A 14415-nucleotide genomic window follows, 5' to 3' on the forward strand; every position below is an offset into this window, starting at 1 on the left:
CCAAGAAGTTTTAAAAGCTGAATATGGCGCATAAAAAAGGCCAGCTTCGCGCTGGCCCAATTTTTTTCGGAGTTGAAAAAGGATTATTTCTCAATCCACAATTTTCTTAAACTTAGTTGCTCAGCGTTAGGGTTATCAACGAACCTTAAAGATAAGGGGAGAGGTACCTCAACTTTTACATTTGGTGCACTCAACTTCACCTCCTTTTTCTCACCGTCAATGTCTCTCAAAACAGTAAATGTCATAGTTTCTAATCCGGTAGATATTTTGCCAAACTGATTATTGAGGAAACTATTGATTTCAGGTCCGAAGTTAATTTCATCTCCATTCATTTTAACTAGGATATCACCATTTTGGAACTTTAAAGCTTGACCTAGAGCATCCATTTTAGTTACATCGCCAACCGCTAAGTAGCGCTTGTTTTCGTGCATAGTAACGGCTACATTCTCTCCGCTAATAACAATTGTGTGCTGCAGTGTAGTAGCATCTTTAGTTAATTCTACACCTACCTGTCCAAAAATCTCATCATAAGGAAGCGGTGTATTACCAGCAACATAGGTTTTGAAGAATTCATCAATTTCGGGATATGTCATGGCTACGATTTCTTCAAAAAGCTGGTCATCTTGAAAAGATTTATCCTTGCCATATTTTTTTGATAAATCGGCCATCATATTCTGAACACCATATGAACCGTTAGATAGTTTTCTCAACTTGATATCAAGCGCAGCACCGATTAAAGCCCCTTTTTGGTAGACATTGTAATACTGGTCTGCATATTCATTTAACGCACCAAGACTAAGTTCCGTAAAAGGTAATTCATCTTTAAAACGTGTTGCCGTTAGAATTTTCTCTCCGAGCATGCCTAAATATTCTTCCGGCGATACAAGGCCATATTTTACCTGAACGCTTCCTGCGAAATATTCTGTCATACCTTCGTACATCCAAAGGTGACGAGACATTTTAGGATCGTTAAAATCGAAACTGCCTATCTCTTCAGAGTGAATGTTTAGAGGTGTAACTATATGAAAGAACTCATGCGCTGCAAAATCTCTCAATTGCTGACTCATTTGTTCAATAGTTTGCTCAGGCATATAGTAAAAAGAACTATACGAGTGCTCTAACGCACCATAAGATGTCACAGGCTGATCTGTGAAGTAAAAAATGAAAGCATATTTATCAACAGGTAATTTCCCACCGAGGAAATCAGTTTGCGCGGCTAAAACTTCTTTGATACTCGCTGCAATTTCTTTTGATGTTACTTTATTGTTTGGCGAATAACTAGCGACAAGGACCTCAGTATTGGCCACTTTCACTATGGCTGTATCTAGCTTGCTATACATTAATGGCGAATCAACTAACTGATCGTAATCTTTGACCGAAAACCTGTCAAGAACAGCTGATTCTGTTGCTGTAGCTATTTCAGGATTAAGTTTTAGATTCTTTTGTAAACCTATTTTTTCAGCTTTCAGGCCTGTGGCACCGTAGAATGATCTGTCTCGAACGAAATTGATCTCAAATTCTTCTTTTTTCATGCCTTCGAAGTAGCCAAAGAATCCACTGGGGTTGATTATGTAATTCTTGCCTTCTTCAATATTGGTTCCTGCGGGCTGAAAAATATCTGGGCCCTCTAAAACAGTGTCGTAAGTATCTTCTACTTGATAAGTGATTTTTCGTAGTTTTTTTGCGTTGCTGATCTTCCATGTGTTATCATCAACTCTTTCTACACTTAGCACATTTCCTTTTTTGTCATATGCTTTAAATGCAGATACCATTCTACCATAATCAGCAATAGCATATGTGCCCGGTATAATTTTCGGCAAATAAAAAACGATTTCGTTTTTCTTGATTTTTGGAGGAGTCAATTCTACGAAAACCTTGTCATTCTCAACCTTAGTAAGGTAAACTGTGTATTTATAAGGCTTTGCTGCCCATACACTTGCTGTGATCATTAGACCCAAAAACAGCACCATTAAACTCTTTCTATTCATCTTTATTCTTTTGAATTCATTAACCTTTTAAGAAACAATACTGCCTTTCCGCATATGGTTTCCCATTCCTTTTACAATTTAGGAGCCAAACTTAAGATAATATGCTTTCTTCTGCATTCGGTGAGCCAATTATATCGCTGAAAACCTAGAAACCTTGGTTAGTTTTTACTTTTTTTAAACGCGTATATAATTGAAAATGATTACATTAAACTTGTGATTGCGTTTAAAATGCGTCTTCGCAGAGAATTTCTCAGGTCTAGCTCAAATCAACTCTATTTCTTGGATTTAATTACTATGAATAAGAAGCTGATTCTATTTCTTCTATCATTTGCGCTTTTGACATCGTGTAATAGCAAGGATGATGCACAAAGTGTTCCCGATATCATCGGGCCATCGGACATTCAACTATTTGATATTAATAATCGGAACGATGCTTCTGACATCCGTGTGTTTTTCTTTTATAGAAATCCTGTTGTAAACGTTGAACAGTTCAGGTTGATTCTGATCCCAGATGGTCAACAAGGTGCCATAACTATCGATGATTTTTTAAGAGATAATAATACAGCACAAATTATTTCCGCTTTTTCAGGCGAAACACGTTTGAATTTTGTCGGTACAATTTCTGACTATGCCGGTAATCAGGTTAGAAACGGTCAGTCATATGCAGTAGGAATAGCCGCCATTCATAATCTTGATAATGCTGCCAGTGAGTTTACCATTTCTGAAGAGATTGTTTTGCTTGAAGATAAAGAGCTTAGAGATTTATATATCGGCAATGGGCAGGGTAATTCAGTGGCTATTATTGATGAAGTAACAGGAGAGTTAATCGGAAACTTTATCAACCCTTTTGAGGGAGGTTTAGTAGAACTGATCGACATCATTGAAAAGCCGGATGGTGATTTTCTAGTAACAGGGATTGGGAATAATACTGTCAAAACCTTTTCTCGAGAAACAGGGGAGTATAAAGGAGATTTTACAAAGACTTACCCATTGGTTACACCAACTAAAACGGCAATCGGTCCTGATGGTTTGTTATATGTTAGTCAATGGCTAGATGGTAGAAATCATGTGGTTAGATTCAATTCTTCAGATGGTGAATTTGTAGATGAATATATTTTGAATGTATCCCAGGGAATGGGGCATGCTTGGGATAGTCAAGCCAATTACTATTTAGCTAGTTTCGGTAGCGGAAGGGTATTAAAATTTGACAGCGAGGGTAATGAATTAAATGTTTTTGGAGAAAACATACTCACAGCTCCTGTGAATATTTGGGTTGATGAAGAACGTGATGCTCTATTTGTAGTGGATTGGTATGATGGCGCCGTAAGAAGGTTCAATTTACAGTCCGGTGATTTTGAAGGTGACTTTATATCGGGGTTAGAACGTGTTGAAGGCTTCTTATTTGGTAGAAACAACGCACTTTATCTTTGCGACTGGCAAGAGAATACGATTAAGGAATATGACCTGACTTCAGGAGAATTCAGAAGACTTATTAATGTAGAAGGACTGAGCGCACCCAACTCTATGGTATATGGACCTAATGTAGACCCACAATAATCAATAAAACTTTAGAATAAATGTAGTACCAGTTGATCTGGTTGAAAGAACATCTAAGCTTCCATTGTGCAGTCTCATAATCTGACGAGATAGCGATAAACCAATCCCAGAACCTGCTTCTTTGGTCGTGTAAAAAGGCACAAAGATGTTTTCAATGACCTCATCTGGAATGCCTGGGCCATTGTCTTTGATTAAAATATCTATTTCATCGCCTTCTTTTTTTGCACTTAAGTAAATGGAAGGGCCTGGTGATTCGTTTAATGCTTCAATTGCATTTTTTACAAGGTTTATTAGAATCTGATCCATTAAATCCGGATCTGCTAAAACCATCAAATCTTGATCACAATCAATTTTGAAACGCATTTGCTTCTGATCAATGTCTACTTTAAATAGGTTCTTCACCCTTTCCAGCATACCGCTTACAGAAACGGTCTGTAGCTTAGGTTTAGGTACTTTGGTAAGTTGATCATACGTCTTAACAAAATTCGCTAAACCTTTACTTCTTGATTCTATCGTTTCTAACCCACCTACTAAATCTTCGACACCTTCATCATCTAATCGCGAAAGGTCAGGGAGTCCTTCTTCGTCCTTTATCATCTGTAGTATAACATCGGATAGGGTAGAGATGGGAATAACAGAGTTCTTAATTTCATGAGTCAACACTCTGATAAGTTTTTGCCAAGACTCTAGTTCATTAGCTTCTAGTTCACTTTTTATATCTTGGAAAGAAACAAGTTTAAACGATTCGTCTTGTAGTTTGAACTCCGTGGCTAAAATCGACAGGTTCACGAACTTTCCACCAATGGAGAGCTTAACGAGTTCTTTTTCGCCATTTTTCAATCGCTCTATTAATTCGACCAACTCTAATGAGGTATTATCAAGCGATCTTAAGGAGGTAATGAATGGTTTATTGAACAAAGACTTGGCTGCATGATTCGATAGTTGAACACGCATATTATCGTCAAAGCAGATAAGCGCAACCCGTATGTGCTCCACTACTGTCTGAAGATATATAAGGTTAGAAGCCTTTTCGTTTCTCAACTTTTTAAGTACATGGTTAATCTCATGGAATGCGTAATTGAGATCGCCTTCTTTTTTGTAATGATACGTATTACTAAAGTCTTGCTGCTTAATGGCCAAAAGGAAATTAGCTAGTTCTCGTCGCGATCGTTCAACGTATTTAATAAGGTTGATTAGCGTAATGATTAGCGCCAAGGAGAGCCAAAAGGAAACAAGCCAAAAATGCGTTTGCGTAACTACATATACAGCCCCGTAACCAAAAAGAATAATAAGGGAAATGCGAATGATAACATTAATGCGGAAGTACTTGTACTCCATTAGTCATCTGCGTTTTTATTTACATAGAACACAATCAGGCGCATCTCGGTATTGATCATCTTTTCACATCCCCAGCGTAAGCCGTAATTAATGTTCATCATAAATTCTTTTTCCGTGGTATACATTGAAGTAGCCGCCTTAAAGCCCTTTAAGTCAGTTTCTAAGCTCAACGGATCGTTAGTTCCAAAAACGTAAGATTCTTTCTGGTTTCGTACATCGAAATACATGTAACAATCAGTTTTGGCCAACAGGTACATTCTAACCGTAGTATTTTCTTCAACTCTTAAATAACTGGTAGTTTTATTGTCTACACCTTTCACTGTGTAATCAAAAGTACCGAAATGAACCCAGTCGCTGGTTTCATCTTTCAATTGACTTTCTCTGATCTGTTTAGCAATATCATCGATAGATTCTTGTCCTAAAGCTGGAGAAAGTAGTAAACATAGGACCATGAAAGTGGTGAAGAATTTCATCTGGTTGAAGTGGTTAGGTCAGGCTAATCTAGCAAAATCTTTTCAAAATTACAGACCATATTTCGACATCTTTCTGTAGAGTGTGCTACGACCTAAACCTAAAGTTTGAGCGGCTTTTGTCAAGTTTCCTTCCGCATTCCTCACTGCATTTTGAATGGCTTGTTTTTCCATTTCCTCAATGTTATAATTGTCTGAAGCAATTACGTTTTGGGTAGGCCTTTCTATTAATAAGAAGTCTTCAGGTGCTAAAAGTGGAGAGTTGGCCATGATTACCGCCCTTTCAATGGCATGCTGAAGTTCCCTGACATTCCCTGGCCAAGAATACTTTTTTAACTTGCTCAAAGTGGTGTCGTTTAATCGCATTTTCTCTTTGCGATACTTCTTGCCATACATTTTTAGAAAATGTCTTGCCAAAGGTTCTATATCTTCTAGACGTTCTCTTAAAGGTGGAAGCTTAATTTCTACTGTATTAATTCGGTAGAGTAAATCTTGTCGAAATTCATTCTCGACAATCATGTCATACAAGGGCATATTCGTTGCGCAGATCAAACGAGTATCTAAAGTGATAGCCCTATTAGAGCCGACTCTTGATATTTGTTTGAACTGAAGGGCGGTCAATAACTTAGCCTGCATGGCTAGGGATAAATTGCCAATTTCATCGAGAAACAGGGTACCCTCATGCGCCATTTCGAACCGTCCAGGTCGATCTTCTCGAGCATCAGTAAATGCTCCTTTTACATGACCAAATAGTTCAGATTCGAAAAGACTTTCAGAAACTGCACCTAAATCGACTTTAATAAAATTTTCATCTACCCTTGGCGACCTATTATGAATTGCTCGGGCTATTAGTTCTTTTCCAGTACCGTTTTCGCCTAAAATCAATACGTTAGCATCAGTTTCAGCTACCTTGTTGATCGCCTCAAAAATAGGCTTCATAGAATCGCTAACACTTATTATATCATCAAATTCTCTTTGCTGATCTTTTACGACGATTTTCTGGCTTGTTTTTAAGTCTTGTACTTGCTTTTTGGTTTTGCTGAGCTTGCAAATTGATTGAACGGTGGCTAAAAGTTTTTCCTTTTGCCAAGGCTTAACTAAAAAGTCGACGGCACCTTCTTTCATTGCCTCCACAGCGATGTCGATTTCTCCGTAAGCCGTATTCATTAAAACATGAGCGTTCGGATCTTTCGCCAAAATCTTACGAAGTAACTTTATACCTTCCTTTCCACTGGTAAGTCCATAGGAGAAGTTCATGTCTAGTACAATAACATCGTACTGATGCTGATTGAGAAGGAAATCAAGCTTCAACGGGTCTTTCTCAATAATGACAGTTTCAAAGTGTTGTTTAAGTATCATTTTCGCTGTATACAGCACTCCCTGATCATCATCTAATACTAGGATTTTAGCGTCCTCTTTGCTCATTTTCTGTATACAGTGTCTTAATGAGCTACTAATGTATTCATTGTCTCATATTGATACAAGTGTTCGTGTCACAATGAGACGAATTTAGTTATAATCGGTAGATAGATTCTGTAACTATCAGAATAACAGGTGTTTGTAATTTAGGCACGGAATTAGGATAAATGTGGAGCATCGACCCTTAAACCGTCAGAAAATGTTTAAAAATTATTTCAAGGCAGCATTTAGAATCCACATTAAGAATAAGCTTTATTCTTTCATCAATTTCATTGGCCTGTCAGTATCATTAATGATGTGCTTTCTCGTCTACTTATTCGTCCAAGATGAGTTCAGCTATGACAATTTTCATAAGGATAGCGAAAGCCTGTATTTATTCCATTCGATCAAATACAAAGCGGACAATCCTAAAATGGAAGCTGGTTTTTGGGATGTTGAACCGCTAGAAGGAATACAAAGGTCTTATACGACTAACCTACCTTTTCTTAGCGATATTAAATCGAAAGTACCGGAGATTGAAAGTATCACAAGAGTGGAGTCGCAAGGGCTGCAAACTTTAAAAGATGGTGTAAAATCTAGGGAGACGGTTCATTATGTTGATGGCAATTTTTTCGATCACTTTACATTCGATTTCCTTAGGGGAGATGCGGAAGTCGCTCTTAGTAATAAGAGCAATGCCGTTATCACAAAAGACTTTGCCATAAAACACTATGGAAGTACCGATGTAATCGGCAAAGACCTAGTAGTACTAGGAGAGCCCAACACGATATATGTTGTTTCTGGCCTTATTGATTTACCCCATAATACGATGTTCAATTTGAATATTGTGTTGCCTGTTGAGAATTCATACTACTATAAAGAGCATGCCGACGATTGGAATTACTTTGCCATTTCTGCCTTTTTTAAACTCAAAGATCCTTCGCAAGTAGAAGCAGTCAATTCGAAAGTAAGAGACATTTGGCTAGAGCGAAACAGTGATAAGACGCTTGATGGTCAGCGTAAGATGTTAAAGTTGTCAGCGGATAATCCAGTTCAAGAATATGGCCTTAGAAACGTTTCAGATGTATACCTAGATCCTACTTTACAATTCTATAAGTCCTCTTCACCGCTTTACTCTTATATACTCATTGCTATTTCTGCGGTGATACTTATTATCGCTAGTATAAACTATTTATCAATCAGCATCGCATCTTCTGCCAGCAGAAGGGTAGAAATAGCAGTTCGTAAGGTAGTGGGAGCTAATGTAACTCAGCTAAAATTGCAATTCTACTTGGAAGCGGTTGCCCTAACTATACTATCAGTCCTTGGCGGTTTTACACTAATGCAGGGCTTGCTACCTAAATTCAACGATTTCGCTGGAAAATCTCTAATGCCTACGGTGGGTGAAAATGTGCAATTGTTAGGCTATGGTTTAGTATTTGGATTATTGATCTCTTTTATAGCCGGAGGATACCCTGCTCAGGTCTTGTCAAGAATCAAGGTAATAGCCGGCCTAAAGGGGCAAACAACTAGTCGTGTCAGTCCAAAACTGATTAGAGGCATGATGATTTTCCAATTCACATTATGCCTTGTCTTTATTTCTGTGACGTTAATAATGCAAAAGCAATTTGAATACATCAATCAAAAGGATTTAGGGTTTGATAAAGATCAGGTGGTCATGGTTGGTGGCCTATGGGGTAAATCCCACCTGGTGAAACAAGAGCTTGCCAAATCGACCGCAGTTCAAGGTGTCGGAACAAGCAATGGCATTTTTATAGGAGGTAGCGGTTTCGGTATGATGGTAATGAATGGAGTGGAACACAGGATTAGACGGGTGGGTGTGGATAAAGATTTTTTGAAAACATTGAATATTCAATTTGTCGACCGACAAGGTTACCCGGCACCTAAAGAAGGCGAATTAGTGGAAGGCAAAAACTATATTAACGAAACCTATTTTGACTTGCTGGAAGCAGATACTGCCGCTTTTGGCTATATGAAATCCTACATTGGTGGTGTCGTAAAAGACTTTCATTTCGAATCGCTTCAGGCGGCCATGTACCCTATAAGTTTCGACTTAAGAAACCCTGAAAACTTATCATCTCTATTTGTGAAATTAAATGGAGGCAGTGTAGAACAGGGTATTGCAGATATAAAAACAGCTTTTAAAAACGCTACGGGAGAACCGCTAGATGAAGTGCGATTTATGGACGACTTCTTGGCAACCAGATATAAGGATAGCAAGCGTTGGCAGAGCATTATTCAGTCGTCCACGACTATCGGAATTCTGATCGCTTGTATAGGTCTTTTTGGGCTTACAGGGATCAACATGGCGAATAGAATCAAAGAGATTAGTATTCGAAAAGTTCTCGGTGCCGAATTTAGTGAGATTGCATTTTTGCTCAACAGACAAACCCTTATTCTGATAGTTGTATCAGCCCTTATCTCTATACCCATCGCTTATCAATTGATGTCAAGTTGGCTTGATGGCTTTGCATATCATGTAGAAATCTCGCCAGAACTGTTTATGATATCTATGCTAGTACTGCTCACCATTGCTGTTGGTACGGTGTTGTTCCATTCAATCAAATCAGTAAGAACTAATCCTGCTGAAGTATTAAGAAACGATTAAACCTAAATCAAATGCTCAAAAACTACTTTAAAACAACATTGAGGTCATTAAGAAAGAACAGACTCTTTTCTTTCATCAATATAATGGGCCTTTCTATTGGAATTACTGCGTCAACATTAATTCTACAATATGCCTTTAACGAATTAAATGTAGATCGCTTTCATAAGAATTCGGCCAATATTTATCGCGTGATGAACGAACGGTTTACAGGCGATAGAATGATTCAACGTGGACAGATCACTTATTCTGCTGTAGGTAAGCAAATGTTTGAAGACTATCCGGAAATCGTAGACTACTTTACACTAAGCACATTCGGTCAAAATGTGATTACGCATAATGAGCATACAGTTAAAATACCTTTTAGCATTTTAGTTGAGCCAAGCTTTTTCAAAATGTTCTCTTTTGAGGTACTGGCTGGTAACCCAGAATCTATTTTTAATGAAAAAAGAAAAATGGTTGTTACTGAAAGCACAGCCAAAAAACTATTTCCTGGTAAAAATGAAGGGTGGGATATTCACCTAGGTAAGATTATAGAAATGGGATCGAGCCGCACGGAATATGAACTGGCAGGGGTGATTGAAGATGCTCCGCATAATTCCAGTCTTCAGTATGAGATCATTTTATCTCGAGCCACCACTTTTGATTTTTTCGACCAAGCTGAATTTAGCTGGACAGGTTCAGATTACTTCCATTATATCCAAGTTGCTGAAAATGCGGACGTGAAAGCACTGGAAGCCAAATTTGAAGATTTCAGTAATACTTATTTTGAAGGAGATAATGTGACTGGGACATTCGAAAAGTTTCATTTACAGCCTTTAGAAGATGTTTATCTGTATTCAGATTATGAGTACGAAAACCATACCACTGCAAGTGGAAGCATGGTTTGGACTTTGATATTGGTGGCTGCTTTTATCTTGGCCATGGCATGGATTAACTATATCAATCTTGCTACTTCTAAGTCTTTACAACGCGCTAAAGAAGTCGGCGTGCGAAAAGTAGTAGGTGCAAGCAAAGGGCAGCTAGTGAACCAATTTTTAGTAGAGTCTTTAATCTTAAATTTCTTTGCCTTTATTCTGGCGATTACTTTTGTACAAGTTTCTCGGAACTTCTTTAACCGTTTGGTAGGCAGAGAATTAGACCTTTTAGTTTTCTTAAATTCTGAACTATATTCTTTACCATTATACATCTGGATGATTGGCTTACTCTTTATTGGGTCATTTATATCCGGAATATATCCCGCCTTTGTGCTTTCCAGCTTCAAAGCCTCTCAATCATTGAAAGGTACTTTTGGCAAGAGTTCAAAAGGACAGCAATTAAGAAAAACGTTGGTAGTCTTTCAGTTTGCACTATCTATTGCATTAATAGCTGGAACTATTTTAGTGTATCAGCAGACTAATTTTATGAGAAATCAAGACCTAGGCGTTAATATGAGTCGGGTCATTACCGTAGAACCACCTTCTTTAACTCGTTTCGATAGTACGTTTGTTGAACGGATGCATCAGTTTACCAATAAGCTTGAACAAAATTCCCGAATAGAAAAAGTAGGCACTTCGGGTTCTGTTTTCGGTAGTCGGTTGCCTAGAACTTTCAATGTAAGAACAGGTCCAGAAAGTGAAGGACATATGTTGAATAGGATTAGCGCAAACTATGGTTTTCTAGATGTTTATGAAGTTGAGATTATAGCTGGGAGAAATTTCGTGAGAACTGATCATAACCCTGATTTTAATTTGGTAAAAGGTACAATTCTAAACGAAAAAGCTACAAAACTCTTGGGCTTTGAACGTCCGGAAGATGCTGTAAATACAAAACTTACCTTCTTCGGTAGAGATTGGGAAGTTTTGGGAGTAACCGCCGATTTTCATCACAGGTCTTTAAAATCAACCATTGAACCTTTAATGTTAGCGCCCTTTATGAGCGGCGGTGATGATACTTATCACATACGTGTAAATGATGCTAAGCTTTCCGAGACAATCGCTTATATAGAAAAGACGTTCGAAGAGTTTTATCCAAACGATATTTTTGAATATAATTTCATGGATACTCGTTTTGAAAGTCAATACCAAGAGGATAAGCAATTTGGCGCTATTTTCAACTTATTCTCAGTTTTGGCAATAGCCATTGCATGCTTAGGCCTATTTGGTTTGGCAGGGTACTCTGCCATTCAAAAGACTAAAGAAATAGGGATTAGAAAGGTACTTGGCGCTACTATTCCAAATATTTTGCAAATGCTGTCTAAAGACTTTATCCTTTTAATAGGATTGGCTAGTGCAATTGGTTTGCCACTAATTTATTGGGGAGCTACTGAATGGTTGTCAGGTTTTGCTTATCAAACTTCTATCGGTTTATTCTTCTTTCTGGTTCCCATTGTTAGTGTGTTGTTCATTAGTCTGGCTATTATACTTGGACAGACCTTTAAAACTGCAAAATCTAACCCAATCAATTCCTTACGTCAGGAATAGGCTTAAAGACTTATATGTTCTTGATTTCTACAAAGAGTGATGTTTTTATTACCATTTTAACAACAGGGAGGATTGCTGTAAGAACAGCAAATAGTAATCCAATGGAAGTACTAAGAAAAGATTAAAATAACTTCGTAATGCTTATTAGAAATATAAAATTGGCCATTCGACAGCTTTCTAAAAACAAGGTTTTTTCTATCGTAAATGTATTTGGTTTAGCCTTATCGATGGTTGCCTGTTTGCTTATTTACAAGTATGTGAGTTTCGAAAAGAGTTATGATCAATATCATGCCGAAGCTGATAATATCTATCGAATTTATCGGGTGGAAGCGAACGAAGATCCAGATGACGGCGTAGCATCTGTTTTCTCAGGCATGAAAATTCCTTTAGAGGAAGAATTACCTGAAATAAAGCATGTCGCTCGCTTTATTGGTTACGATAAGATTTTTCAATCATTTGCTTTCACATACAATGGTCTGGACGATCAGTACAAGACTTATAATGTTTCGAGTGGGTTCTTTTCAGATCAAGACGCCATTAAAATCATTGATTTTAAATGGAAAGAAGGCGTTTCATCTTCCGTTTCGCTTAACAATCCGTTTGAATTAATCATTTCCGAGAAGTATGCTAAACTGTTTTTTGGAGATGCCCCAGCCTTAGGTAAAGTACTGCGATTTAAAAATTTAGGAACAGATTTTAAAGTGACAGGTGTTTTTAAAGACTTGCCGGAAAACACACATATTAAATTCGAAATGCTGTGCTCTATGAAATCCTTGCCGGCAAATTGGAACCTAGATAACGTATATAACTGGGGAAACTTCTATACATATATAAAAACAGCCGGTGGAGCTTCTCCTAGGGCCTTAGAGTCAAAGATTAACGAGCTTTTTGCTGGAATAGAGGGCGCTTGGTTTGATGAGGACGGGGTGACAATGAAACTACAGAATATTCAAGATATACACCTTAATTCTCACCATTCCTATGAAATTGAGGCAAATGGAAATGGCGACACTGTGACTTTTCTATCCATCATTGGGGTTTTTATAATGGTGATTGCTTGGGTAAATTATATAAACCTAAGCAGCTCAAAGCTTGTTGATAGGGCCAAAGAAGTAGGCATTCGAAAAGTAATGGGTGGTTATAAACGCCAATTAATGGGACAGTTTTTAATGGAATCATTCACAACCAATTTCTTTGCAATCATAATTTCTTTGACCTTACTTCAGTTAACGCGGAGTTTCTTCGAAGGATTAATAGGAATACCCATCACGTTTTTCGAAGCTGAATCTTTATTTATCACTCTAGCTTTTATAGCGGCTTTTCCGCTTGGATCTATCATATTTGGCTTTTATCCAGCGCTTCTTTTTTCAAGTCAAAAAGTATCTATCGTCTTGAACGGGAAAAGTAAAACAAGTAAATCTGGATTGCTATTCAGACGTGGCCTAACGCTTTTCCAATATGTGATAGCCTTGGTGTTAATCGTAGGAACATTAGCTGTGAAAAAGCAGCTGTTATTCATGCAAAATCAGTCTTTGGGAATGAATATTGACCGCACGCTAGTAGTGAAAAAGCCTTTTATGGAAATGGAAAGCCGGTTTTCAAGCAAGGCTTCATTCATGAATAGTGTGAATCAAATGAGTGAAGTATTGGGCGTAAGTGCTTCATCAGAAATTCCGGGTTATGAAATTTCACGCATGAGATGGATTGCATTAGGTCCTGGCTCTGATGATAAAGCACTTTATGCTAAAGATATTGCCGTGGATGAGTTTTTTACTGATCTCTACGAGATTGATGTCATTTATGGACGTAGTTTTTCTAAGGGATTTTCTGATTCTACATCAGTAGTGTTGAGTCATCAAACGGCTAAAGAATTGTTGGGAGAAGATAACCTTGCTGATTGGATTGGTAAAACGATTTATTATGAAACGCTACCATACCGACTCATTGGTATTGTAGATGATATCAGTCAAGAGTCGCTCAAAGTGAATAGAAAACCTCATATCTATACTAAAGTCAATAGGGATAAATTTTATTCAATAAAGCTCAATAGCGACAATATGAGCGAAGTGGTAAGTGAAATTCAAACCATATTCGACAGGAGTTTTACGACCAGTCATTTTGAATATTTCTTTTTAGACGAGTATTATGATCGGCAGTATAAAGCAGATCGTCTTTTTGGTCAAATATTTTCTTTCTTTTCCATCTTAGCGATCATTATTACGGCATTAGGACTTTTTGGGCTCTCATTATATAATATCAGTCAGCGCGCGAGAGAAATTGGTATTCGTAAAATTCTTGGCGCGCCAGTGAATCACATATTCTATTTGTTAACCAAGGAATATGCGCTGTTAATAAGTCTCGCTTCGGTTATTGGTTTGCCTATTGGGTATTACTTTATACAGAAGTGGTTAGTTAATTTTTCCAGCCATATGGATATCACTACTGGCTTGCTTGTTCTTCCTATTGCACTGCTGTTTTTCTTAACCTTAGGTACCATTTGCTATCAAGTGATTAAAGCTATTCGAACAAACCCGGCTGACACTTTGCGATACGAGTAATAAAACGTATCATGATGA

General features: G+C 37.7%; 8 protein-coding genes. 4 read left to right on the plus strand and 4 right to left on the minus strand.

All coding sequences use genetic code 11. The features are described 5' to 3' along the window. Nucleotides 1-83: 83 nt before the first annotated feature. The gene (locus tag JXQ92_RS18265; protein WP_421988086.1) at nucleotides 84-1988 is read right to left on the minus strand and encodes a peptidase M61; all 1905 of its coding nucleotides are present in this window, start codon (nucleotides 1986-1988) and stop codon (nucleotides 84-86) included. Nucleotides 1989-2282: 294 nt separating this feature from the next. On the opposite strand from JXQ92_RS18265, the gene JXQ92_RS18270 reads away from it, so the two are divergent. Next, nucleotides 2283-3545 carry a hypothetical protein gene (locus tag JXQ92_RS18270; protein ID WP_421988087.1) on the plus strand — a complete coding sequence of 421 codons (1263 nt, stop codon included), beginning with the start codon at nucleotides 2283-2285 and terminating at the stop codon, nucleotides 3543-3545. Here the strand turns inward: JXQ92_RS18270 and JXQ92_RS18275 are convergent, their stop codons facing one another. From JXQ92_RS18275 to JXQ92_RS18285, 3 genes are read right to left on the minus strand one after another with little or no spacing between them, the layout of a single operon-like run. Further along, on the minus strand, nucleotides 3546-4883 hold the full coding sequence (locus JXQ92_RS18275) for a sensor histidine kinase (protein ID WP_421988088.1): 1338 nt from the start codon (nucleotides 4881-4883) through the stop codon (nucleotides 3546-3548). Further along, on the minus strand, nucleotides 4883-5356 hold the full coding sequence (locus JXQ92_RS18280) for a hypothetical protein (protein ID WP_421988089.1): 474 nt from the start codon (nucleotides 5354-5356) through the stop codon (nucleotides 4883-4885). The genes JXQ92_RS18275 and JXQ92_RS18280 overlap by 1 nt, the downstream gene beginning before the upstream one ends. Nucleotides 5357-5404: 48 nt before the next feature. Then, on the minus strand, nucleotides 5405-6778 hold the full coding sequence (locus tag JXQ92_RS18285; RefSeq protein ID WP_421988090.1) for a sigma-54-dependent transcriptional regulator: 1374 nt from the start codon (nucleotides 6776-6778) through the stop codon (nucleotides 5405-5407). 193 nt (nucleotides 6779-6971) lie between these two features. On the opposite strand from JXQ92_RS18285, the gene JXQ92_RS18290 reads away from it, so the two are divergent. From JXQ92_RS18290 to JXQ92_RS18300, 3 genes are all read left to right on the plus strand, one after another. Further along, entirely contained in the window at nucleotides 6972-9380 is a 2409-nt protein-coding gene (locus JXQ92_RS18290) for an ABC transporter permease (RefSeq protein ID WP_421988091.1), read from the plus strand. 11 nt (nucleotides 9381-9391) lie between these two features. After that, the gene (locus JXQ92_RS18295) at nucleotides 9392-11839 is read left to right on the plus strand and encodes an ABC transporter permease (RefSeq protein ID WP_421988092.1); all 2448 of its coding nucleotides are present in this window, start codon (nucleotides 9392-9394) and stop codon (nucleotides 11837-11839) included. A gap of 137 nt (nucleotides 11840-11976) precedes the next feature. Further along, on the plus strand, nucleotides 11977-14397 hold the full coding sequence (locus JXQ92_RS18300; protein ID WP_421988093.1) for an ABC transporter permease: 2421 nt from the start codon (nucleotides 11977-11979) through the stop codon (nucleotides 14395-14397). Nucleotides 14398-14415 lie beyond the last annotated feature (18 nt).

The sequence above is a fragment of the Roseivirga sp. genome (genome assembly GCF_049099775.1).
In the GTDB taxonomy this organism is placed as follows: domain Bacteria; phylum Bacteroidota; class Bacteroidia; order Cytophagales; family Cyclobacteriaceae; genus Roseivirga.